General features: G+C 55.8%; 21 protein-coding genes and 3 tRNA genes. 11 read left to right on the plus strand and 13 right to left on the minus strand.

The features are described from left to right. Positions 1-5: 5 nt before the first annotated feature. The 6 genes from ACWHWP_RS18740 to syd form a co-directional block, all read right to left on the minus strand. The gene (locus ACWHWP_RS18740; protein ID WP_447856709.1) at positions 6-1346 is read right to left on the minus strand and encodes an enolase C-terminal domain-like protein; all 1341 of its coding nucleotides are present in this window, start codon (positions 1344-1346) and stop codon (positions 6-8) included. Next, complete coding sequence (gene gudP, locus ACWHWP_RS18745; RefSeq protein WP_059311729.1) at positions 1346-2701, minus strand: galactarate/glucarate/glycerate transporter GudP; 1356 nt, start codon at positions 2699-2701, stop codon at positions 1346-1348. The genes ACWHWP_RS18740 and gudP overlap by 1 nt, the downstream gene beginning before the upstream one ends. Positions 2702-3036: 335 nt before the next feature. Beyond that, the gene (locus ACWHWP_RS18750; RefSeq protein WP_023294459.1) at positions 3037-3486 is read right to left on the minus strand and encodes a flavodoxin; all 450 of its coding nucleotides are present in this window, start codon (positions 3484-3486) and stop codon (positions 3037-3039) included. A gap of 24 nt (positions 3487-3510) precedes the next feature. After that, complete coding sequence (truC, locus tag ACWHWP_RS18755; RefSeq protein WP_059311728.1) at positions 3511-4287, minus strand: tRNA pseudouridine(65) synthase TruC; 777 nt, start codon at positions 4285-4287, stop codon at positions 3511-3513. Continuing rightward, positions 4284-4613, minus strand: coding sequence for a YqcC family protein (locus ACWHWP_RS18760; RefSeq protein ID WP_059311758.1), 330 nt, complete (start codon positions 4611-4613; stop codon positions 4284-4286). Before ACWHWP_RS18760 ends, truC begins: the two co-directional genes overlap by 4 nt. A 630-nt stretch (positions 4614-5243) precedes the next feature. Next, positions 5244-5789, minus strand: coding sequence for a SecY-interacting protein (gene syd, locus ACWHWP_RS18765; protein WP_447856144.1), 546 nt, complete (start codon positions 5787-5789; stop codon positions 5244-5246). A gap of 69 nt (positions 5790-5858) precedes the next feature. Between syd and queF the strand changes: the two genes are divergently transcribed. The 5 genes from queF (at position 5859) to xni (ending at position 12295) form a co-directional block, all read left to right on the plus strand. Continuing rightward, on the plus strand, positions 5859-6701 hold the full coding sequence (queF, locus tag ACWHWP_RS18770; RefSeq protein ID WP_447856145.1) for an NADPH-dependent 7-cyano-7-deazaguanine reductase QueF: 843 nt from the start codon (positions 5859-5861) through the stop codon (positions 6699-6701). 116 nt (positions 6702-6817) lie between these two features. Then, a complete protein-coding gene (gene ppnN / locus ACWHWP_RS18775) occupies positions 6818-8182 on the plus strand; it encodes a nucleotide 5'-monophosphate nucleosidase PpnN (RefSeq protein WP_447856146.1) in 1365 nt (454 codons plus the stop codon). Between the two features lie 516 nt (positions 8183-8698). Beyond that, positions 8699-9994, plus strand: coding sequence for an HAAAP family serine/threonine permease (locus tag ACWHWP_RS18780; protein ID WP_047348002.1), 1296 nt, complete (start codon positions 8699-8701; stop codon positions 9992-9994). Between the two features lie 65 nt (positions 9995-10059). Next, positions 10060-11427, plus strand: a complete 1368-nt coding sequence (locus tag ACWHWP_RS18785) for an L-serine ammonia-lyase (RefSeq protein WP_059311724.1) — start codon at positions 10060-10062, stop codon at positions 11425-11427. 112 nt (positions 11428-11539) lie between these two features. Continuing rightward, positions 11540-12295, plus strand: a complete 756-nt coding sequence (gene xni, locus ACWHWP_RS18790; RefSeq protein ID WP_059311723.1) for a flap endonuclease Xni — start codon at positions 11540-11542, stop codon at positions 12293-12295. Between the two features lie 62 nt (positions 12296-12357). Here the strand turns inward: xni and rlmM are convergent, their stop codons facing one another. The 4 genes from rlmM to ACWHWP_RS18810 form a co-directional block, all read right to left on the minus strand. Next, a complete protein-coding gene (gene rlmM, locus ACWHWP_RS18795; protein ID WP_047347999.1) occupies positions 12358-13458 on the minus strand; it encodes a 23S rRNA (cytidine(2498)-2'-O)-methyltransferase RlmM in 1101 nt (366 codons plus the stop codon). Continuing rightward, positions 13451-13846, minus strand: a complete 396-nt coding sequence (locus tag ACWHWP_RS18800) for a DUF423 domain-containing protein (protein ID WP_008499646.1) — start codon at positions 13844-13846, stop codon at positions 13451-13453. Before ACWHWP_RS18800 ends, rlmM begins: the two co-directional genes overlap by 8 nt. A gap of 39 nt (positions 13847-13885) precedes the next feature. Further along, positions 13886-14803: a glycine cleavage system transcriptional regulator GcvA gene (gene gcvA / locus ACWHWP_RS18805; protein WP_047347998.1), complete on the minus strand. Its 918-nt coding sequence runs from the start codon at positions 14801-14803 to the stop codon at positions 13886-13888. Between the two features lie 349 nt (positions 14804-15152). After that, entirely contained in the window at positions 15153-15380 is a 228-nt protein-coding gene (locus tag ACWHWP_RS18810) for a YgdI/YgdR family lipoprotein (RefSeq protein ID WP_008499648.1), read from the minus strand. A 192-nt stretch (positions 15381-15572) separates the two neighbouring features. Between ACWHWP_RS18810 and csdA the strand changes: the two genes are divergently transcribed. Continuing rightward, positions 15573-16778 (plus strand): cysteine desulfurase CsdA, encoded by a 1206-nt coding sequence (csdA, locus tag ACWHWP_RS18815; protein ID WP_447856711.1) that lies wholly within the window; start codon positions 15573-15575, stop codon positions 16776-16778. Further along, positions 16778-17224 carry a cysteine desulfurase sulfur acceptor subunit CsdE gene (gene csdE / locus ACWHWP_RS18820; protein WP_429056125.1) on the plus strand — a complete coding sequence of 149 codons (447 nt, stop codon included), beginning with the start codon at positions 16778-16780 and terminating at the stop codon, positions 17222-17224. Before csdA ends, csdE begins: the two co-directional genes overlap by 1 nt. Here csdE and tcdA read toward each other — a convergent pair. Next, positions 17215-18021 (minus strand): tRNA cyclic N6-threonylcarbamoyladenosine(37) synthase TcdA, encoded by an 807-nt coding sequence (gene tcdA / locus ACWHWP_RS18825; RefSeq protein WP_008499651.1) that lies wholly within the window; start codon positions 18019-18021, stop codon positions 17215-17217. The two genes, csdE and tcdA, sit on opposite strands and share 10 nt — an antisense overlap. Before the next feature lie 75 nt (positions 18022-18096). Continuing rightward, on the minus strand, positions 18097-19194 hold the full coding sequence (mltA, locus tag ACWHWP_RS18830; protein ID WP_059311721.1) for a murein transglycosylase A: 1098 nt from the start codon (positions 19192-19194) through the stop codon (positions 18097-18099). 208 nt (positions 19195-19402) lie between these two features. On the opposite strand from mltA, the gene ACWHWP_RS18835 reads away from it, so the two are divergent. The 3 genes from ACWHWP_RS18835 (at position 19403) to ACWHWP_RS18845 (ending at position 19721) form a co-directional block, all read left to right on the plus strand. Further along, positions 19403-19479, plus strand: a tRNA-Met gene (locus ACWHWP_RS18835). 44 nt (positions 19480-19523) lie between these two features. Continuing rightward, a tRNA-Met gene (locus ACWHWP_RS18840) sits at positions 19524-19600 on the plus strand. A 44-nt stretch (positions 19601-19644) separates the two neighbouring features. Beyond that, positions 19645-19721: transfer RNA gene (locus ACWHWP_RS18845), tRNA-Met, on the plus strand. An 88-nt stretch (positions 19722-19809) separates the two neighbouring features. On the opposite strand, the gene amiC is transcribed toward ACWHWP_RS18845, so the two are convergent. After that, positions 19810-21063 carry an N-acetylmuramoyl-L-alanine amidase AmiC gene (gene amiC, locus ACWHWP_RS18850; RefSeq protein WP_023309036.1) on the minus strand — a complete coding sequence of 418 codons (1254 nt, stop codon included), beginning with the start codon at positions 21061-21063 and terminating at the stop codon, positions 19810-19812. Between the two features lie 227 nt (positions 21064-21290). On the opposite strand from amiC, the gene argA reads away from it, so the two are divergent. Then, positions 21291-22622, plus strand: a complete 1332-nt coding sequence (gene argA, locus ACWHWP_RS18855; RefSeq protein ID WP_059311720.1) for an amino-acid N-acetyltransferase — start codon at positions 21291-21293, stop codon at positions 22620-22622. The last annotated feature ends 53 nt before the right edge of the window (positions 22623-22675 follow it).

The following is a 22675-nucleotide window of genomic DNA, read 5'->3' on the forward strand; positions in this document are numbered from 1 at the left end:
TTTTATTAGTGACGTCCAAAAACAGGGCGCTTACGGTCAAATGTCCAGCCGGGAATAAGGTACTGCATCGGACCCGCGTCGTTACGCGAGCCGCCCGGCAATTTTTTATACGCCTCATGGGCTTTATGGATCTGATCCCAGTCAAGCTCCACGCCCAGGCCCGGTGCATCCGGTACGGCAATCTTGCCATTTTTGATTTCCAGCGGATTTTTCGTCAGGCGGGCTTCCCCCTCCTGCCAAATCCAGTGGGTGTCGATGGCGGTCGGGTTACCCGGCGCTGCCGCGCCAACGTGGGTAAACATCGCCAGCGAAATATCGAAATGATTATTCGAGTGACAGCCCCAGGTCAGGCCCCACTCATCGCACAGCTGCGCTACACGCACCGCGCCTGAGAGCGTCCAGAAGTGTGGGTCCGCCAGCGGAATGTCGACGGCGTTGAGCATCACCGCAGGGCCTATTTCGCGCCAGTTGGTGGCGATCATATTGGTCGCCACCGGCAGCCCGGTGGCACGACGGAACTCGGCCATCACTTCGCGGCCCGAAAAGCCCTGCTCCGCGCCGCAGGGGTCTTCCGCATAGGTCAGGACATCCCCCAGCCCTTTGCACAGGCTAATCGCTTCATCCAGCAGCCATGCGCCGTTCGGGTCAACGGTGATGCGCGCATCCGGGAAGCGCTTCTTCAGCGCCCGGGCCGTTTCAATCTCCTGCTCGCCGGGCAGCACGCCGCCCTTCAGCTTGAAATCCTTAAAGCCGTAGCGATCCTGCGCGGCTTCCGCCAGACGCACCACCGCCTCGCCGGTCAGCGCCTCCTGATGGCGCAGGTGATACCACTCATGGTTGCCCGGCGAACGGTCCAGATAAGGCAGATCGGTTTTATTACGGTCGCCTACGTAGAACAGGTATCCCAGCACCGTCACCGCATCGCGCTGTTTGCCGGGCCCCAGCAGCTCGCAGACCGGGACATTCAGCGCCTGGCCCAGTAAATCGAGCAGGGCCGCCTCCAGCGCGGCAACCGCGTTGACGCGCAGTTCGAACGTCCAGGCACCTTTACCGAACGTGTCAAAATCTGCCGACTGATTGCCCTTATGCACCCGCTGAACCACCTTGTTCAGACGGGCAATCTCCTGGCCCACCACCTGCGGAATGGCGTCGACCAGCGTCTGGTAAATCACCTCTCCGCCCGGCGCTTCGCCCACGCCGGTATTCCCTGCGCTGTCTGTCAGCACGACGATATTACGGGTAAACCAGGCGTTATGGGCGCCGCCAATGTTGAGCAGCATGCTGTCCTGTCCGGCCACCGGAATGACCTTCATCTCGGTGACGATAGGGCTTGATTGCGTTGTCATCATCCACGCTCCCCTACAGGTTTAAGTTCGACGCGTTTAATATCTCCCACCAGCACCAGGTAGCTCAGTACCGCCACCAGCGCATGCACACCCACGTAAATCAGCGCGCCGTTGAAAGAGCCGGTGGTACCGACGATGTAACCGATAGCGATTGGCGTCACAATGCCGGAGATGTTGCCGAACATGTTGAACAGGCCGCCGCTCAGGCCGCTGATTTCCTTCGGCGCCGTATCCGCCATCACCGCCCAGCCCAGCGCACCAATGCCTTTACCGAAGAAGGCCATCGCCATAAAGCCGATAATCATCCACTCCGCGCTGACGTAGTTACAGAACACCATAGTCATGGAGAGCAGCATGCCGAGCACAATCGGCGTTTTACGCGCGATGTTCAGTGACCCCGTGCGGCGCATCAGCCAGTCGGAAATCACCCCGCCGAGCACGCCACCGACGAAGCCGCAGATTGCCGGAACCGAGGCAACAAATCCCGCTTTCAGAATCGACATGCCGCGAGCCTGCACGAGGTACACCGGGAACCAGGTGATGAAAAAGTAGGTTAAAGCGTTAATACAGTACTGGCCCAGATAGATGCCGATCATCATGCGCGAGCCGACGAGCTGTTTGATCTGCGCCCATTTCTGGCTAAACGGGACTTTTGCTTTTGCGGATTTCTGATCCATGTTGATCAGCGCTCCACCTTCCGCGATGTACTCCAGCTCTTTTTTGTTCACGCCAGGATGCTGATTGGGTTCGTGGATCACTTTCAGCCAGACGAAGCTGATGACGATCCCAAGCCCGCCCATGAAGAAGAAGACGTGCGACCAGCCCACCTCATGCGTCAGCCAGCCCATGATTGGCGCAAAGATCACCGTTGCGAAGTACTGTGCGGAGTTGAAAATCGCTACCGCCGTTCCCCTCTCCTGCGCCGGGAACCATGCCGCCACAATGCGGCTGTTGCCCGGGAAGGAAGGTGCTTCCGCTAAGCCCACCAGGAAGCGCAGCGTGAAGAGCGCCACGATAATGCCGAAGCCGCTGAAGATATCGACGAAGCCCTGCAACAGGGTAAACATCGACCAGATAAAGATGGACCAGAAATAGACGCGCTTAGAGCCAAAGCGGTCCAGCAGCCAGCCGCCAGGAATTTGCCCGATGACATAGGCCCATGAGAATGCGGAGAAAACGTAACCCATGCCCACGGGATCAAGGCCGATATCTTTTGCCATTTCCGAACCAGCAATCGACAGCGTGGCGCGGTCACCATAGTTAAAGGACGTGACGATAAACAGCATCACCACTATCCAGTAGCGGGCATTGGTGCGCTTTTCAGCGCCGCTCGCTGCGTGGCTTAATGTACTCATTGTTGCACTCCTGAAACATAGCTTTCGCCAGGTTCACTCTGTACAGCACCGTAGGGTAATCAGAATGAGATTTGTGTTTGTCGTTTTGGTACGGCTTGAAGCCGTTTTATAGTGACCGGGAAAGTATATGAAGGAGTGCCTCTTCACCTCACCGTGCAGAAACACAGTATTTAAGGGTGTATGAGAGGTTGTTTATGGCATAAGCCCAGGATAGTGGAAGGTGGTTCACGGAATTGGCGTTTGGTGCGGGGTGTATTGCCGGGTGGCGGCTCCGCCTGACCCGGCCTCTGGAAAACCCGTAGGCCCGGGCAAGCGAAGCGCCGCCGGGCAGAGCGTTATTTGAGAAGTGAGGCCCAGTTCTCCACCCACGGGTTCGATTCGCTTTCGGGTTCAGGGTGTTCACCCGCGTCAATCAGCAGCATCTCGCCGACGCGCTGGGCGCTCTGCTCCTGCAGAAGCGCATCGAACTGCTTTCCGCCGCCGCAGAAGTTGGCGTAAGAGCTGTCGCCCAGGGCAATGATGCCGTAGTGCACGTCCGGCTGATAGCCAAGCTGGTCCTTAATACCCTGGAACAGGGGCACAATGCTGTCCGGCAGATCGCCCTGCCCGGTGGTGGAGGTCACCACCAGAATGTATTTATCTTTATACTTTTCCCAGTCCGCCAGTTCCGGGTCTTCGTAGACCGTGGCTTTATGACCCTGGCTGGCGAGTATTGCCTCAGCCTCTTCCGCTACCAGCAGCGAGTTGCCGTACATTGTGCCGACAAAAATGCCTACTTCAGCCATGTAATTTTCCCATAATGAATGCGCTTACCGTTCATCCTGAACGTTGCCCGATACAAACTCAACCCTTTCATTTTTGGGGAGTTGCCCCAGCCAGCCAAACTGTGACAGCGCCTGCATCCAGACGTCGTCCAGCCCCGCGTGGATAGTCAGCGGTTCACCGGTAAACGGGTGCGTCAGACTGAGCTCGCTCGCGTGTAACATCAGACGGCCGCAGCCGAAATGCTCGGCCGCGCTGCGGTTCTGACGCAGATCCCCATGTTTGCTGTCGCCAATAATTGGGTGACGCAGATGCGCAAGATGGCGTCGCAGCTGGTGCTTACGCCCGGTTTTGGGCAACAGCTCAACCAGGCTGTAGCGTGTGGTCGGAAATTTGCTGGTGGCCACCGGCATTTCGGTCGTTGCCATGCCGCGATAATCCGTCACTGCGGGCTGTGGGCCTTTGTCATCGCGGGCAAATTTATCGGCGATTTTGTCCAGCTCCTCCACCAGCGGGTAGTCCAGCGTGGCGGAGTCGGTCAGCCAGCCGCGGACGATTGCGTGGTAGCGTTTCTGGATCTGGTGCTGTTCGAACTGCTGCGACAGCAGACGGCCGGCTTCGCTGGACAGCCCCATCAGCAGCACGCCGGAGGTCGGCCTGTCGAGACGATGGGCGGTAAAAACATGCTGACCAATCTGGTCGCGTACCGTTTGCATCACCACCACTTTCTCGTCGCGATCGAGCCAGCTTCGGTGCACCAGCCAGCCTGACGGTTTGTTCACCGCCACCAGCCACTCGTCCTGATAGAGGATCTCAAGCGTCATGCATCTTCACCGGCAAACAGGGAGTCCAGTTTTTCCAGTTCGGCCAGCATCACGTCGCGCGCGGGGTGCGTCGCCTCCAGCGCCATTTCATAATAGGGAGAGACAGCAAATGCCTGCGGCAGCGGGTGACCGCCCTCAAGCAGGGCGTGCATGCGCGGAATTAACACCCACTGCAGCCACTCAAACGGGGCCAGCGTATCCAGGCAGAAGGGCTGGGTGCTTGCGAACGCATCTGGCTGCGGCGCGGTCTCCTGCCACAGCTGATGTTGGCGCAAAAGGGCTTCGATGGCGTGCAACTGAGCACGAACGCTATCGTGTTGCGTCATGGTAACCTCAACTGAAAAAGTGAACGGCGCGCAGCATAGCATTGCGGAAGGCAGAAATAAAAAAAGGGAGCACTGTAAAAACAGTGCTCCCGGTTCGTTTCGCAGCATTCCAGCTACAATTCGTGCTCCCTGCTCATCCGTGACAACTTTTCCTGAAGCCCGAAGGCCTGGTCATCCGTAAACCTGTGCATCCTGCACACATCATCCTGACGTGTTTGTTTCATCCTGAAACGTCCTGGTCTTCCTGACCCACCGACCATCCTGACCGGTTCTCATTCTCCTTCCTGGAGGTGTCCCTTACGCATCCTGCGTTATCCACTTGCTTCATCCTGAAGCCTTCCTGCAGCGCCATCCTGACGAGTCCTGAGTAAGAAACGCCATCATCCTGATGTTCGTTTCTCGTGTCGGCTTCCTGTCGACGGAGATAGAATCCGCTATTCCGCTTCGTCTTACAACCCACCCTGTCAGGGTTGTAAGCCGTCAGATATTCCTAAAAGTGCGGTTAACAACAAGTAATCCATTGAAAAACAGCGTGATATTAATCTTAATTAAATGAGGCGATACTGAATGTTCCAGCGATCTCTCACAAACCGTGTAAGAGATCTCTCACACTCGCTGTAGCATCATGGATTACAGAAGTGGCTCAAGTCGGGTAAGGAAATCCGCAAGTGAGGGGGCGAGGGTCTCGCGATTGCGGGTGCCGATAGTCTCTTTAATGACTTCGCCGGACAGGTTACAGACGGAGATAACGTCCAGTTCGCTGTCGAGCGTGGCGATAAAGAGCGTCGGAGAAAGCTTAAGGCGTTTTTGCGTGACCAGATGACCAATCAGGTTTTCCTGAACACGCTGCAGATCGTCTTCGCTCCAGGTCTGCAACAGCGTCAGCGCGATATCAGCAAATCGCGCGGGCATATCCCCTGCAAACTGCGTGGCGTAAAACGCATGAACTGCTGGTTGTACCACAATGTCCATCGCCCGTTCAACCGCATTTACATTTTGCGCACCGGCATTGGGCTTTGGTTGCCAGATAACGTAATCGTCGGATGAAGAGATAATGCACGGCGAGGGTACGCCATATAAATCAGCGCTTTGCGGCCACGTGCCCTGCTTTTCATGCCATGCGTCGCAATAGCGGGTTGTGAAGGTAGTAAGGGCATTTGCCGTTTCGATGTCCACCGATTTCTCTCTTCTTGTCAGACAGGATAAACTCAGGGCATAAGTGTACCTGTAAAGTGGCTATGAAACATGTCTTACGAAAATCATCAGGCGTTAACCGGCTTAACGCTGGGTAAATCGACCGACTACCGCGATACCTACGATGCAAGCCTGCTGCAGGGCGTGCCGCGCAGCCTGAATCGCGATCCTCTGGGCCTGCATGCGGACGCGCTGCCGTTTATCGGCGGTGATATCTGGACGCTGTACGAACTCTCGTGGCTCAACGCGCGCGGGCTGCCGCAGGTGGCGGTGGGCCACGTTGAGCTGGATTACGCCAGCCAGAATCTTGTGGAATCCAAAAGCTTCAAGCTCTATCTCAACAGCTTTAACCAGACTACGTTCAACAGCTGGGACGACGTTCAGCACACGCTGGAGCGCGACTTAAGCGCCTGCGCGCAGGGCAAGGTGAGCGTTTCACTGTATCGCCTGCACGAGCTGGAGGGCCAGCCAATTGCCCACTTCAACGGAACCTGCATCGACGATCAGGATATCGAGGTGAAGAACTATGAATTCAGCGCCGATTACCTCGAAAACGCGGCAAGCGGAAAGGTGGTCGAAGAGACACTGGTCAGCCATCTGCTGAAGTCCAACTGCCTGATTACCCACCAGCCGGACTGGGGTTCAGTGCAGATCCAGTACCGCGGCCCGAAAATCGACCGGGAAAAGCTGCTGCGCTATCTGGTGTCGTTCCGCCATCACAACGAATTCCACGAGCAGTGCGTGGAGCGCATCTTTAGCGATATTCAGCGTTTCTGTCAGCCAGAAAAGCTGAGCGTTTACGCGCGCTATACCCGACGCGGCGGTCTGGATATCAACCCGTGGCGGACCAATACCGAATTTGTACCTGCGACAGGTCGGCTGGTACGCCAGTAATATAAATATTTTCACAATATGCGCGGTATCTTCCGCGCTTTAGGTTGTGAAACGTCACGCGGCAGGGCTATTGTAATCAACAGGGAAAGACGATAATCGTCCCGTAAGGAGCTCACTTGATTACACATATTAGCCCGCTTGGCTCAATGGATATGTTGTCGCAGCTGGAAGTGGACATGCTTAAACGCACGGCCAGCAGCGATCTTTATCAACTGTTTCGTAACTGTTCACTTGCCGTACTGAACTCCGGAAGCCTGACAGATAACAGTAAAGAACTGCTGTCCCGCTTCGAAAGCTTTGATATCAACGTGCTGCGCCGCGAGCGTGGCGTGAAGCTTGAAGTCATCAACCCGCCGGAAGACGCCTTCGTCGACGGGCGCATCATTCGTTCACTTCAGGCTAACCTGTTTGCCGTGCTGCGTGACATCCTGTTTGTTAACGGGCAGATCCACAACGCAGGACGTTTCCAGCATCTCGACCTGGAAAGCTCGGTCCATATTACCAACCTGGTGTTCTCTATTTTGCGCAACGCCCGCGCCCTGCACGTCGGCGAAGCCCCGAACATGGTCGTTTGCTGGGGCGGTCACTCCATTAACGAAACCGAGTATCTCTATGCCCGTCGGGTGGGGACGCAGCTCGGCCTGCGCGAGCTGAATATCTGTACCGGCTGTGGCCCGGGTGCGATGGAAGCCCCCATGAAAGGTGCGGCGGTCGGGCACGCGCAGCAGCGTTATAAAGAGGGGCGGTTTATCGGCATGACCGAGCCGTCTATCATCGCCGCTGAGCCACCTAACCCGCTGGTAAACGAGCTGATCATCATGCCGGATATCGAGAAACGTCTTGAGGCGTTTGTCCGTATCGCCCACGGCATTATCATCTTCCCGGGCGGCGTAGGGACAGCGGAAGAGCTGCTCTATCTGCTGGGGATTCTGATGAACCCGGCCAACAAAGATCAGGTTCTGCCGTTGATCCTGACCGGGCCAAAAGAGAGCGCAGACTACTTCCGCGTGCTGGACGAGTTTATCGTGCACACGCTGGGCGAAGCCGCGCGTCGTCACTATCGCATCATCATTGATGATGCCGCGGAAGTGGCGCGTCAGATGAAAAAAACGATGCCGCTGGTGAAAGAGAACCGCCGTGATACTGGCGATGCCTACAGCTTTAACTGGTCCATCCGTATTGCGCCGGACCTGCAGATCCCGTTTGAGCCTTCGCACGAGAATATGGCGAACCTGAAACTCTACCCGGACCAGCCGGTGGAAGTCCTGGCGGCCGATCTGCGTCGCGCCTTTTCCGGGATTGTGGCGGGCAACGTCAAAGAAGTCGGCATCCGCGCAATTGAGCAGTACGGTCCGTACAAGATTCACGGCGACCCGGAGATGATGCGCCGTATGGATGACATGCTGCAGGGCTTCGTCGCTCAGCACCGCATGAAGCTCCCGGGCTCAGCCTATATTCCTTGCTACGAAATCTGCACATAGCGCTTAGCAGCGTCTCATCAAAGCCGGGCCGCCCTGTCGCGCGTCCCGGCTTTTTTTATTACTGAAGCAATTCATAGGCATCACTTATGTCTTTTACAATTTTTTCACAAAAGCAAACGATTGCCTAGTTTTAACAACCGTAAATTATCAGCCTTAATCCAAATTACCTGCCAGAAAATACTAAAAACCCATTTCTTTACAGCCAAAGACACCTATATCACGGGTCTGTCTTTCAGCCCACATGTCGTTAGTGGTAGCCTTCGCGCCCGTAAATTCTCTTTGATGTTTTTTTAACAGATAAATGGTCTAAAGATGCCCACATCATAAGTGGATTATTGCATTTGGGATCGGGATCACTGATAGATTCATAACGAGAATGTATCTTTCCGCCCGCCAATAGTTACGGGCGAAAATTATTAAAAAACCGTCACTGAACGAATTTCATATTACCGTCAGGCACTTTTTCATCGGATTTGACTAAAAAACCTGACAATTCGCTTCCTCCAGGAGATACAGATGGAAACCACTCAAACCAGCACCGTTGCTTCGATTGAATCCCGAAGTGGTTGGCGCAAAACGGATACCATGTGGATGCTTGGCCTTTACGGCACAGCAATCGGCGCTGGTGTACTGTTCCTTCCTATCAACGCAGGCGTCGGCGGTCTGATCCCGCTGATCATTATGGCTATCATTGCTTTCCCGATGACCTTCTTCGCACACCGCGGTCTGACCCGCTTCGTGCTGTCCGGTAAAAATCCGGGCGAAGACATCACTGAAGTTGTTGAAGAACATTTCGGCGTTGGCGCTGGTAAACTGATTACCCTGCTCTACTTCTTCGCAATTTACCCAATCCTGCTGGTTTACAGCGTGGCGATCACCAACACCGTAGAAAGCTTCATGGCGCACCAGCTGCACATGACGCCGCCTCCGCGTGCCATTCTTTCTCTGATCCTGATTGTGGGCATGATGACCATCGTACGCTTCGGTGAGCAGATGATCGTGAAAGCGATGAGCGTACTGGTGTTCCCGTTCGTGATTGCACTGATGGTGCTGGCCTGCTACCTGATCCCACAGTGGAACGGTGCAGCGCTGGAAACCCTGTCCCTGAGCAGCGCATCTGCAACCGGCAACGGCCTGCTGATGACCCTCTGGCTGGCAATTCCGGTGATGGTCTTCTCCTTCAACCACTCCCCAATCATCTCTTCCTTCGCCGTTGCGAAACGTGAAGAGTACGGTAATGGCGCAGAGAAGAAGTGCTCCAGCATCCTGGCACGCGCTCACATCATGATGGTACTGACCGTTATGTTCTTCGTCTTCAGCTGCGTACTGAGCCTCTCTCCGGCGGATCTGGCGGCAGCGAAAGAGCAGAACATCTCTATTCTGTCTTACCTGGCGAACCACTTTAACGCACCGGTTATTGCATGGATGGCTCCTATCATCGCGATTATCGCTATCACCAAATCCTTCCTCGGCCACTATCTGGGCGCGCGTGAAGGCTTCAACGGTATGGTGATTAAATCTCTGCGCGGTAAAGGCAAGAGCATTGAAATCAACAAGCTGAACAAAATCACTGCGCTGTTCATGCTGCTTACCACCTGGGCGGTAGCAACGCTGAACCCAAGCATCCTGGGCATGATTGAAACCCTGGGCGGCCCGATCATCGCGATGATTCTGTTCCTGATGCCGATGTACGCGATTCAGAAAGTCCCTGCTATGCGTAAGTACAGCGGCCATGTCAGCAACGTCTTTGTGGTTATCATGGGGCTTATCGCTATCTCTGCGATCTTCTACTCCCTGTACACCATGTTCTGATTATCACCCGCGCCGTCCCCGGACGGCGCACTCCTACCTCTCTGACTGAAAGCAATGGACGCATCATGATTAGCGTATTCGATATCTTCAAAATCGGTATTGGTCCTTCCAGCTCTCACACCGTCGGACCAATGAAAGCCGGTAAGCAGTTCACGGATGACTTGATTGCACGCGGCATCCTGCACGACATCACCCGCGTGGTTGTCGATGTGTACGGCTCGCTTTCCCTGACCGGGAAAGGCCACCATACCGATATCGCCATTATCATGGGCCTGGCGGGAAACCTGCCGGATACCGTTGATATTGATGCGATCCCTGGCTTCATCCAGGACGTCAATACCCACGGTCGCCTGCTGCTGGCAAACGGCGAACACGAAGTGGAATTCCCGGTTGACCACTGCATGAATTTCCATGCGGACAACCTGTCGCTGCACGAAAACGGTATGCGTATCACCGCGCTGGCCGGCGACAAAGCGGTATACAGCCAGACTTACTACTCTATCGGCGGCGGTTTTATCGTCGACGAAGACCACTTTGGTCAAACCAATACCTCGTCCGTCGAGGTGCCATATCCGTACAAAACGGCGGCGGACCTCCAGCGTCACTGCCAGGAGACGGGCCTGTCCCTCTCCGGCCTGATGATGAAAAACGAGCTGGCCCTGCACAGTAAAGAAGAGCTGGAACAGCACTTCACCAGCGTCTGGGAAGTGATGCGCGGCGGTATTGAGCGCGGCATCACCACCGAAGGCGTTCTGCCGGGCAAGCTTCGCGTGCCGCGTCGTGCGGCTGCACTGCGCCGTATGCTGGTCAGCACCGACAAAACGACCACGGACCCGATGGCCGTTGTGGACTGGATCAACATGTTCGCCCTGGCGGTGAACGAAGAGAACGCCGCAGGCGGCCGCGTTGTGACAGCACCGACCAACGGTGCCTGCGGCATTGTTCCGGCAGTGCTGGCGTACTACGACAAGTTTATCCGCGAAGTAAACGCGAACTCTCTGGCGCGCTACCTGCTGGTCGCCAGCGCGATTGGTTCGCTTTATAAGATGAACGCGTCCATTTCCGGTGCGGAAGTGGGCTGTCAGGGTGAAGTCGGCGTGGCATGCTCCATGGCGGCGGCGGGTCTGGCAGAGCTCCTGGGCGCAAGTCCAGCGCAGGTGTGCATCGCGGCCGAAATCGGCATGGAGCACAACCTGGGGCTGACCTGTGACCCGGTAGCCGGACAGGTACAGGTACCGTGCATCGAGCGTAACGCGATTGCCTCCGTGAAGGCGGTGAACGCGGCGCGTATGGCGCTGCGCCGCACCAGCGAGCCGCGCGTCTGTCTCGATAAGGTTATCGAAACCATGTACGAAACCGGTAAGGATATGAACGCCAAATACCGCGAAACCTCTCGCGGCGGCCTGGCAATGAAGATCGTTACCTGCGATTAAGCCTCTCAGGAAGCCTCGTTTTGCGAGGCTTCTTCCTGTTTTTCCTCACGCTATTCGTTTCCTCCTGCCGACAATGATACCCTTTACCCATTAGATTTTAGGGAGATTATCTGTGGCTGTTCATTTGCTTATCGTCGACGCGCTCAACCTGATTCGCCGGATCCATGCGGTACAGGGCACGCCCTGTAAGGACACCTGCCTGCACGCGCTGGAGCAACTCATTCGCCACAGCGAACCGACGCATGCCGTGGCCGTGTTTGATGACGAAGCGCGCAACAGCGGCTGGCGGCATCAGCGCCTCCCGGACTATAAGGCAGGACGTGCGCCGATGCCGGACGACCTGCATGCCGAAATGCCCGTTATCCGCGCCGCCTTTGAACAACGCGGTGTCCCCTGCTGGGGCGCGCACGGCAATGAGGCTGACGACCTGGCGGCTACGCTTGCGGTAAAGATTGCCAGCGCCGGGCATCAGGCGACAATCGTCTCAACCGATAAAGGCTACTGTCAGCTCCTCTCTCCCACGATCCGTATCCGCGATTACTTCCAGAAACGCTGGCTTGACGCCCCCTTCATCGCCGGTGAGTTTGGCGTCTCGCCTGAGCAGCTGCCCGACTACTGGGGTCTGGCGGGGATAAGTAGCTCGAAGGTACCGGGTGTGGCGGGCATAGGGCCGAAGAGTGCCGCCCAGCTGCTGACGGATTTTCAGAGCCTGGAGGGGATATACACCAGGCTGGATGAGGTACCGGAAAAATGGCGCAAAAAGCTGGAAGCGCATAAAGAGATGGCGTTTATCTGCCGGGATGTGGCGACGCTACAGACAGATTTGCAGCTAGACGGGAATTTACAGCAGTTGCGGTTAGAACGCTAAAACGACTATACGGTTTTGTAGGCCCGGTAAGCGCAGCGCCACCGGGCAAAACAAAGCACGCACTATCGCTCGTCGCGACGCCCACCCACGGCCGCCCACCAGCGACGAACATGCACCGTCACCTCTTCACGATCGTGATACAGCTGACGCGCCTGAATGACCACGTTAATACCGTGTTCGTCCATCTGCTCCTGAATATAGGCCAGGTTCTGCGACACTTCCTCGTAGCGCTTTTTCATCGGCAGCTTGAGGTTGAAAATGGTCTCGCGACACCAGCCGTTCACCAGCCAGGAGGCCATCAGCGCGGCCACTTTTGCCGGTTTCTCAACCATATCGCACACCATCCACGAGATGTTGTTACGGTTCGGGCGATAGCGGAAGCCGTCTTCACGCAGCCAGGTAACCTGCCCGGTGTCCATCAGGCTTTGCGCCATAGGGCCGTTATCGACAGAGGAAACCCACATATTGCGTTTCACCAGCTGATAGGTCCAGCCGCCCGGGCACGCGCCGAGATCGACGGCGTACATGCCGTTTGCCAGACGCTCATCCCACTCATCCGCCGGGATAAAGACGTGGAATGCCTCTTCCAGCTTCAGGGTGGATCGGCTTGGCGCATCGGCCGGGAAGCGCAGACGCGGGATGCCCATAAAGAATGGAGAGTTGTTGGTGGTATACGAGTAGCCTGTATAGCAGCAGCCCGGCGCAATAAAGAAGATATGCACCACCGGACGCTTCGGCGTTTCGTAGTTCGTCAACACGCCCGCATCGCGCAGCGCCGCGCGCAGCGGCACGGTAAACTTGCGGCAGAACTTCATCAGCTCTTTGCTTTCGTTGGTATCCGCGACTTCAACGCGCAGATCGCCGCCCTTCTCCACCACGCCCTGCAGCATGCCGACGATTGGCGTGATGCGATCTTCCGGCGGAAGATCCTTCAGCAGCTCGCCCGCAACAAACATCTGGCGGGCGAAGATCAATGAGCTGAACGGCAGTTCGCGCGCCAGCTTATCTGCATCTTCAGGCTGATAGCATTCGAATACCACATAGCCTGCGTTCTCTTTAACGCGGGCAAAGCCGAAGACTTCGCGCTTCGCCGCTTTATCGGTAATTTCCGCGGCGCACTCTTTCTCAAACCCCGGGCGACAATATAAAACAACCTTATTCATGAACAACGCCCTTGCGTTTCAGACGGATAGCTCCGATAAACATTAATACCCAACCCGCCAGGAAGCTGACGCCGCCGACAGGTGTAACAAACGCCCACAGGCGTAAATGCGAAAGTGCCAGACAGTAAAGGCTGCCGCTGAAAAGCACCGTGCCCAGCGCCAGAAAGACGCTGCTCCAGTAAAACCAGATGCTAATACGGCGCTGCATCGCCACCGCCAGCCCAAAAATAGCCAACGTATGGAACGCCTGATATTCAAGGCCGGTCTGGATCCAGCCCATCTCTACTGCGCCCAAAGATTTGCTTAAAACATGTGCGCCAAAAGCGCCCAGTGCAACAAAAATAAAGCCACTCACCGCGGCAAAAATCAGCATGAATCGGCTGGTCATGTTTAAGTCCTGAATTGATGCGTGCCCGGCACACAAACGTTATTGTTCATACCTGAAGCGGAATTTTTCTTGCTCGCTTGCCGCCTTCGCCAGTATCCACTGCCGGAAAGCGGCTATTTTACCCAGTTCTGCCTGACTGTCATGACAAACCAGATAAAACGCATTCTTGCTGACCAGTACATCATTAAAAGGGCAAACCAGACGGCCTGCCTCAATTTCGGACTGCGCCATCACGTTGTTCGCCAACGCCACGCCCTGTCCGTGAATGGCAGCCTGTAACACCATCGCACTGTGGCTAAAAATGGGTCCCTGCTGCACGTTTATATGAGTAAGACCTAATTGACGGGTATAAGTTTGCCAGTCGCGGCGAGAAGCATCATGCAAAAGCGTATGCTTAGCCAGGTCAGCGGGTGATTTCAGCGCCTTGTCGCCCGTTAACAGCAGCGGAGAACAGACCGGCAGGAGATATTCTGCGTATAATTTCTCGACGCGCAAGCCCGGCCAGTTACCGCGACCATAAAAAATAGCGACGTCCACATCATCGGCCAGCTTGTCTTCCTGACGATCTACTGCCTGGATTCGAACGTCGATCCCCGGATAAGCTGAGTTAAAGCTTGAGAGTCTCGGCACCAGCCATTGAATGGCAAAACTGGGCAATAAACTGACGGTCAGGGCACCTTTTGCACTGCGGGCCTGAAGCTTGCGCGTGGCTTCAGTTAGCTGGGAAAAAATCTCTTTAATATCCTGAAAATAGCTCTGCCCCTCTTCGGTTAACAGCAACGAACGGTTGCGTCGGCGAAACAGCTTAAGGCCCAGAAAATCCTCCAGAGACTTGATTTGGTGACTTACTGCGGCCTGTGTCACAAAAAGCTCATCTGCTGCGCGGGTAAAGCTCAGGTGACGTGCTGCTGCATCAAAAACACGTAATGCATTGAGGGGTGGCAATCGCTTTGACATGGTTATCTGGCTTAGATGTTAACGGATTTTAACAAACAGGAAACAACGTTTAACCTATTAGTTTTTTTTATCTGAGCCATTATAATTTGTCCGTTGAGGAACTACCAGCAAATACCTATAGTGGCGGCACTTCCTGAGCCGGAACGAAGAGCTTTTTTCGGAATGCGTGTTCTGAAGGGCTTTTGGCTTACGGTTGTGATGTTGTGTTGTTGTGTTTGCAATTGGTCTGCGATTCAGACCACGGTAGCAACGCTACCAATTTTTCACTTCCTGTACATTTACCCTGTCTGTCCATAGTGATTAATGTAGCACCGCCAATTTGCGGTGCTTTTTTTTGCTTATCGATCTGTTAATGCTCGATCTCTTTCATCTCTTTCACGTCCGTGCGGTTGATCTGCTGCTTGTTCCCGTTAGCATCTTTGTATGAAATCATCCCGGTATCGTTATCGGTTGTCGGTTTCCCTTCCGAAACGATGGAACGACCATCGTTGGTGTGCATGACGTAGTTGTTACCAGAACAGGCGCTCAGGGCAAAAGTAAACGCACAGGCAGAAATGATTGCAGCTGTCTTATTCATGATTATTCTCCTTTAGCAATTAATGCTATTCAAACCTCGATTTATAACAGGCTAAAACATCCGCCTAACACTATTTAGCATAACCTGCTTTTTCAGGGTCATATGGATAAGCAGACAATTCTGATAGATATCAACCTCCTTGCCCTGCAGCTGAAATTGCGCGACGATCGCATTATTGATACGAGGAATCCCATGAACGCTTTCAGCCCTGCGCAGTTCCGCGCCCAGTTTCCGGCGCTGGCCGATGCCGGTATTTACCTTGATAGCGCCGCCACCGCCCTTAAGCCACAGGCGGTGATTGAGGCGACGCAGCAGTTCTACAGCCTGAGCGCCGGCAACGTGCATCGCAGCCAGTTTGCCGAAGCGCAGCGATTAACCGCGCGCTATGAAGCCGCACGCGATCAGGTCGCGCGCCTGATCAATGCCGAAAGCGGGAAAAACATCGTCTGGACGCGCGGCACGACCGAGGCCATCAATATGGTGGCCCAGTGCTACGCGCGCCCACTGCTTCAGCCGGGCGACGAAATCATCGTCAGCGAGGCGGAGCATCACGCAAACCTGGTGCCGTGGCTGATGGTAGCCGAGCAAACGGGTGCACGCGTGGTTAAACTCCCTCTGGGTGCAAACCTTCTGCCCGACGTGGCCCACCTACCAGAGTTGATCACCCCCCGCAGCCGCATTCTGGCGCTCGGGCAGATGTCGAACGTTACCGGCGGCTGCCCGGACCTGGCGCAGGCCATTCGCATCGCGCATGCCAGCGGCATGGTCGTGATGGTCGACGGCGCGCAGGGCGTGGTGCATTTCCCGGCTGACGTGCAGGCGCTTGATATCGATTTTTATGCCTTCTCAGGACATAAGCTCTACGGGCCAACCGGTATCGGGGCGCTGTACGGTAAACCGGAACTGCTGGAGCAAATGACGTCGTGGCTCGGCGGCGGCAAAATGATTACCGAAGTGACCTTCGAGGGCTTTAAAACTCAGGAAATACCTTACCGTCTTGAGGCGGGGACGCCGAACGTGGCCGGCGTCATTGGCCTGAGCGCCGCGCTCGAGTGGCTGGCTGAAACAGACATTGTTCAGGCTGAAAGCTGGAGCCGGGGGCTGGCGACGCTGGCAGAGGAAGAACTCAAAAAGCGCCCGGGTTTCCGCTCGTTCCGCGTGCAGGACTCGAGCCTGCTCGCCTTTGATTTTGCGGGCGTGCACCATAGCGACATGGTGACGCTGCTGGCCGGGTATGGCATTGCCCTTCGCGCCGGCCAGCACTGCGCCCAGCCGCTTCTGGCGGCGCTTGGCGTGAGCGGTACGCTGCGCGCCTCGTTTGCGCCCTACAATACGCCAAGCGACGTCGACGCGCTGGTTGCCGCCGTCGATCGCGCCCTTGAAATACTGGTGGATTAATGACACACGCAGATTTAGCCGGACATCCGTTTGGCACCGTCATCACAGAAGAGACCTTAAAGCAGACCTTCGCCCCGCTTTCGCAGTGGGAGGATAAATATCGCCAGCTTATTCTTCTCGGTAAGCAGCTACCGACCCTGTCTGACGAGCTTAAAGCGCAGGCAAAAGAGATCGCGGGCTGTGAGAACCGCGTCTGGCTGGGCGTAAGCGTCACGGGCGAGAAGCTGCATTTCTTTGGCGACAGCGAAGGACGTATCGTACGCGGGCTGCTGGCGGTACTGTTAACCGCCATCGAGGGAAAAAGCGCGGCGGAGCTGCTTACGCGCTCGCCGCTGGCGCTCTTTGATGAGCTGGGACTGCGCGCGCAGCTGAGCGCCTCGCGCGGCCAGGGCCTTATCGCACTAAGCGAAGCCGTGCAGGAAGCCGCACGTCAGGTTCAGGCCTGACGTTCCGCCTTCGCCATCATCTTCTTCAGGGCGTGAGACACCGCCACAAAGCCAAAGGAAGCGGTCACCATGGTGGCCGCACCAAAGCCTGAGGCGCAATCCATTCGTTTTGGTCCTTCCGCCGTGCTTTTCATCGCGCAGACTGAACCATCCGCCTGCGGGTAGACCAGCGCTTCGGTCGAAAACACGCAGTCAACGCCCAGCTTGCCTTTGCTGTTCTTCACGACGTTAAAGTCGCTCTTCAGGCGTTCGCGAAGCTTGGCCGCCAGCGGATCCTGAATGGTTTTCGCCAGATCGGCCACCTGGATCTGCGTCGGATCGATTTGCCCACCCGCGCCGCCGGTGGTCACCAGCGGGACCTTGTAACGACGACAGTACGCGATCAGCGCCGCTTTTGGCCGCACGCTGTCGATGGCGTCAATCACATAGCTATAGCCTTTGCTCATGTATTCGGCGACGTTATCTGCCGTCACAAAATCATCAATCACCGTGACCCGACATTCCGGGTTGATCAGGCGAATACGTTCCGCCATGACCTCAGATTTTGCCAGGCCGACGCTATCACGCAGGGCATGGATTTGACGGTTGGTGTTGGTGACGCACACGTCATCCATATCAATCAGCGTGATGGCGCCAATACCGGTTCTCGCCAGCGCTTCTGCCGCCCACGACCCCACACCACCAATGCCCACGACGCAGACGTGCGCATCCGCAAACAGCTGCAGAGCTTTTTCACCATAGAGACGTGCCGTGCCGCCGAAACGCTGGCGCCAGGCATCGCTGATTACCACAGACATAAAACCTCAGATGTAAAAAGGGTGAGGTTTTCCTCACCCTGAACAGTAATCCGTATTCCGCTCAGAATACCACAATCAGCCGCTGAATACGTTTCCGGCGCCAGGCGCCGCTTTCAGCACCCATACGCGTCCGTAGTGGTTATACCAGCCCGCACGGTGGCCGGCATCCGGGCCAATGCCCTGATAGATATCGAAGTGCTGGCCTTTAATCGCTCCGCCGACATCCAGCGCCACCATCAGACGCAGCTCATACTGACCGTTGAATTTGCCGTTGTTGTCCAGCAGAGGCACTTCCGCCAGCAGCGTAGTGCCCGCAGGGATAATGGAACGATCCGATGCCACCGACGCCCGGCCAATCAGCGGAACGGCGCTGGCCCCTTTCACCGGCGCGAAGTTTTGCGGTTTGAAGAAGACGAACGACGGGTTCTGCTCCAGCAGCTCGCGCACCTCGGCTTCACTGTGTTTTTCTCCCCACTCGCGGATCGCCTGCATCGACATGTCTTCTTTCTTCACTTCGCCGCGGTCGATCAACACCTTGCCGATGCTGCGGTAGGCGTGGCCGTTTTTACCGGAATAGCTGAAGAAGTTAAGCGGCGAACCATCGCCAAAATCAATGTAGCCGCTGCCCTGAACGTCCATGATGAAGTTATCCATCAGGGAGTTACTGTAGGCCAGAACGTAATTTTCGCTCAGCGCTCCGGAGTAAATCTCGGCGCGGGACGGCAGGCGCCCCCGCTTTGGCGGCATGCGATAAATAGGATACTGGAACTCGCCCTGACGCGTGTGTCGCGCCTGAATCACAGGCGTGTAATACCCGGTGAACTGGACGTTGCCGTAGTTATCCGCCCCTTCCATCTGCCAGGCATCGATACCAAACTGGCGCATATTGCGCGTATCACCGCCCGCCCGCAGCCAGTCCTGGACCGCGCTATAGACGCTACTCTGAGAGCCATACAGACGCGGCGACGCGTTGCGGATCTGGTAAACCTGCTCGGAGAAATCGCCGGCGTTAATCGGTGCGCCAACGGCATCAGGTTGATTAACTAAAGAGAAAGGCTGGGATAACTTCCCGTCTTTATACTGTTGACCGCGATCGGTCGGTTTAGAAGAGCAGGCCGCAAGAATGGCTACCATTGCGCCCGTCATCAGATACTTCGCCCAACGTCCTTTCATTATATCTCGTCTTTAAGTTGCCCATTTCCGCGTGATGAAGATAACAAACCGCCAGGGCTAATGAAATGCAATCGCATGCCCTTTGGCAAATTTTGCGCAAAAAATAGCCCAAACAATGCCATGTCGTTCAATTTGCATACAAAATCATGATTTATGTGAAAAAGGGGTTGCATCACAAACCTATCCGAGTATAGTGCGCATCCACGGACGCGGGGTGGAGCAGCCTGGTAGCTCGTCGGGCTCATAACCCGAAGGTCGTCGGTTCAAATCCGGCCCCCGCAACCAATTAAAATTTGATGAAGTATCTTCTACGATTGTAGAAAGACGGACGCGGGGTGGAGCAGCCTGGTAGCTCGTCGGGCTCATAACCCGAAGGTCGTCGGTTCAAATCCGGCCCCCGCAACCAATCAAATTTGAAGAAGTAAGTTTCTACAAGAGTAGAAAGACGGACGCGGGGTGGAGCAGCCTGGTAGCTCGTCGGGCTCATAACCCGAAGGTCGTCGGTTCAAATCCGGCCCCCGCAACCAACACTTCTAAAACAATAAACACCCTCAAGGGTGTTTTTTTGTTTTTGTCGTTTGTGAAACTGCCGGGCGTTCACCCGGCCTGAAAGATTTACCCGCGTCGCGCCAGCGTCGCCCCGTCTGAGAAATACGCACGTATCCCTGCCAGAATCGACTCCGCTACCTCCTGCTGGAATTTTGCCGTCTTGAGCTTACGCTCCTCTTCAACGTTACTGATAAACGCGGTTTCTACCAGAATAGACGGGATATCAGGTGCCTTAAGTACCGCAAACCCGGCCTGTTCCACGCTGTTTTTATGCAGCTTATTGATGTTGCCCAGCTTGCCCAGCACCGCTTTACCAAATTTCAGGCTGTCGTTGATGGTCAACGACTGCACCATATCGAACATGGTGTGGTCGACGTAGCGGTCACCGCTTTTGCTCACGCCACCAATAAGGTCCGAGGCGTTCTGGGTGTCCGCAAGGTATCTCGCGGCGGTACTGGTCGCGCCTTTAGTTGAGAGTGCAAACACCGACGAGCCGCTTGGCTGACGGCTGGTAAACGCATCCGCATGGATCGACACGAACAAATCTGCGCGCTGCTTCTGCGCCTTCGCCACCCGAACCTTGAGCGGAATAAAGATGTCTTCATTACGCGTCATATAGGCGCGCATATTGCCTTCTTTATCAATCAACGCCTTCAGACGACGGGCAATTTGCAGCACCACGTCTTTTTCACGCGTGCGATATTTCCCCACCGCACCGGAGTCTTCGCCGCCGTGGCCTGGATCGAGCATGATCACAATCGGACGATCGCGCCCTGCTTTCCCCGGCTGCGGACCGCTTTGCGCAGGCGGAACCTGACGCTGCAGATCGCCTTTGTTGTAATCCTCCAGCAGCGCAAGCAGCGGATCCTGAATATCCGTCGCATTTGCCGGGTAGAGATCCATCACCAGACGCTCTTTAAACGTGGCGACAGGCGCAAGGGCAAACAGCTGCGGCTTAACGTTCTGCTTCAGCTCAAACACCATGCGTACGGTTTGCGGATCAAACTGCCCGACGCGCGCCGATTTAATAAACGGATCGTCGCCGCGGATCTGCGCCGCCATTCCTTTAAGCACGGAGTTGAGGTTAACGCCTTCGAGATCCACCACCACACGTTCAGGGTTGCTGAGGGCAAATTGCTTATATTTCAGCACGCGATTCGATTCGACCGTCACGCGCGTATAGGTCGAAGACGGCCAGACGCGCACCGCGACAACCTGACTCGTGGCGGCAAGGCCGACCTGACTGACGCTAAGCAACCACATTGCCCCGGCCCCTTTTAACAAACGGCGGCGGCTTATTGCTGAATTGGATCCCGACATGCTTCTCCCGAGCAAGAACACTGACTGATATACAAAATGTCCAGATTGACCGAAAACTTTAACGAATGACGCATAAACTGTCATCTATAAAAGGGTAAACAATCATACGCTAACGCACGGATTACTTATCATTTTCTGTGGGTCGCGGAAAATTTGCGCTTGCACACGCGCGCACAATCGAATAAAAATACAGAAATTACGAATAAACATTCATTAAGGGTTGTGCCATGGTGAAGGAACGTAGAACCGAACTGGTCCAGGGATTCCGCCATTCTGTTCCCTATATCAACGCCCATCGGGGAAAAACGTTTGTCATCATGCTTGGCGGCGAAGCCATTGAGCATGAAAATTTTTCCAGCATCGTCAATGACATTGGTCTGCTGCACAGCCTCGGGATCCGCCTGGTCGTGGTCTATGGCGCACGTCCGCAGATTGATGCCAACCTGGCCGCTCATCACCACGAGCCGATTTACCACAAACATACCCGTGTTACCGATGCGAAAACCCTTGAGCTGGTGAAGCAGGCGGCGGGTCTGCTGCAGCTGGATATTACGGCGCGCCTGTCGATGAGCCTGAACAACACGCCGCTGCAGGGGGCGCATATCAACGTCGTGAGCGGCAACTTTATCATTGCCCAGCCGCTCGGCGTGGACGACGGCGTCGACTATTGCCACAGCGGCCGCATTCGTCGTATTGATGAAGAAGCCATTCACCGCCAGCTGGACAGCGGTGCCATCGTGCTGATGGGCCCGGTGGCAGTTTCCGTCACCGGTGAAAGCTTTAACCTCACCTCAGAAGAGATTGCCACGCAGCTGGCAATCAAGCTGAAGGCGGAGAAAATGATTGGGTTTTGCTCCTCCCAGGGGGTCGTGAACGCTGAAGGAGCGATTGTGCCGGAACTCTTCCCGAATGAAGCCCAGGCCCGCGTTGAAGCGCTGGAAGAAGAAGGAGACTACCACTCCGGCACCGTGCGTTTTTTGCGCGGTGCGGTGAAGGCCTGCCGCAGCGGCGTGCGCCGTAGCCACCTGATCAGCTATCAGGAAGACGGGGCCCTGCTGCAGGAGCTGTTCTCCCGCGACGGCATCGGCACCCAGATCGTGATGGAGAGCGCGGAGCAGATACGCCGCGCCACCATCAATGACATCGGCGGCATTCTGGAGCTGATCCGCCCGCTCGAACAGCAGGGAATTCTGGTGCGTCGCTCGCGCGAGCAGCTGGAGATGGAGATCGACAAATTCACTATTATTCAGCGCGATAACCTGACTATTGCCTGCGCCGCCCTCTATCCGTTCCCGGAAGAGAAGATCGGTGAAATGGCCTGCGTGGCGGTGCACCCTGATTACCGAAGCTCATCGCGCGGCGAAATGCTGCTTGAGCGCGTGGCAGCACAGGCGCGCCAGATGGGCCTGAGCAAGCTGTTCGTTCTGACGACGCGCAGCATTCACTGGTTCCAGGAGCGCGGATTTACGCCTGTGGATATTGACTCTCTGCCGGAAACGAAGAAAGAGATGTACAACTATCAGCGCCGCTCAAAAGTGCTGATGGCTGACCTGGGCTAATACAACGCTTGCCGGGTGGCGCTGCGCTTACCCGGCCTGCATTTCTGACGTGG

The sequence above is a fragment of the Enterobacter sp. WI-ESBL-E8 genome (genome assembly GCF_053364895.1).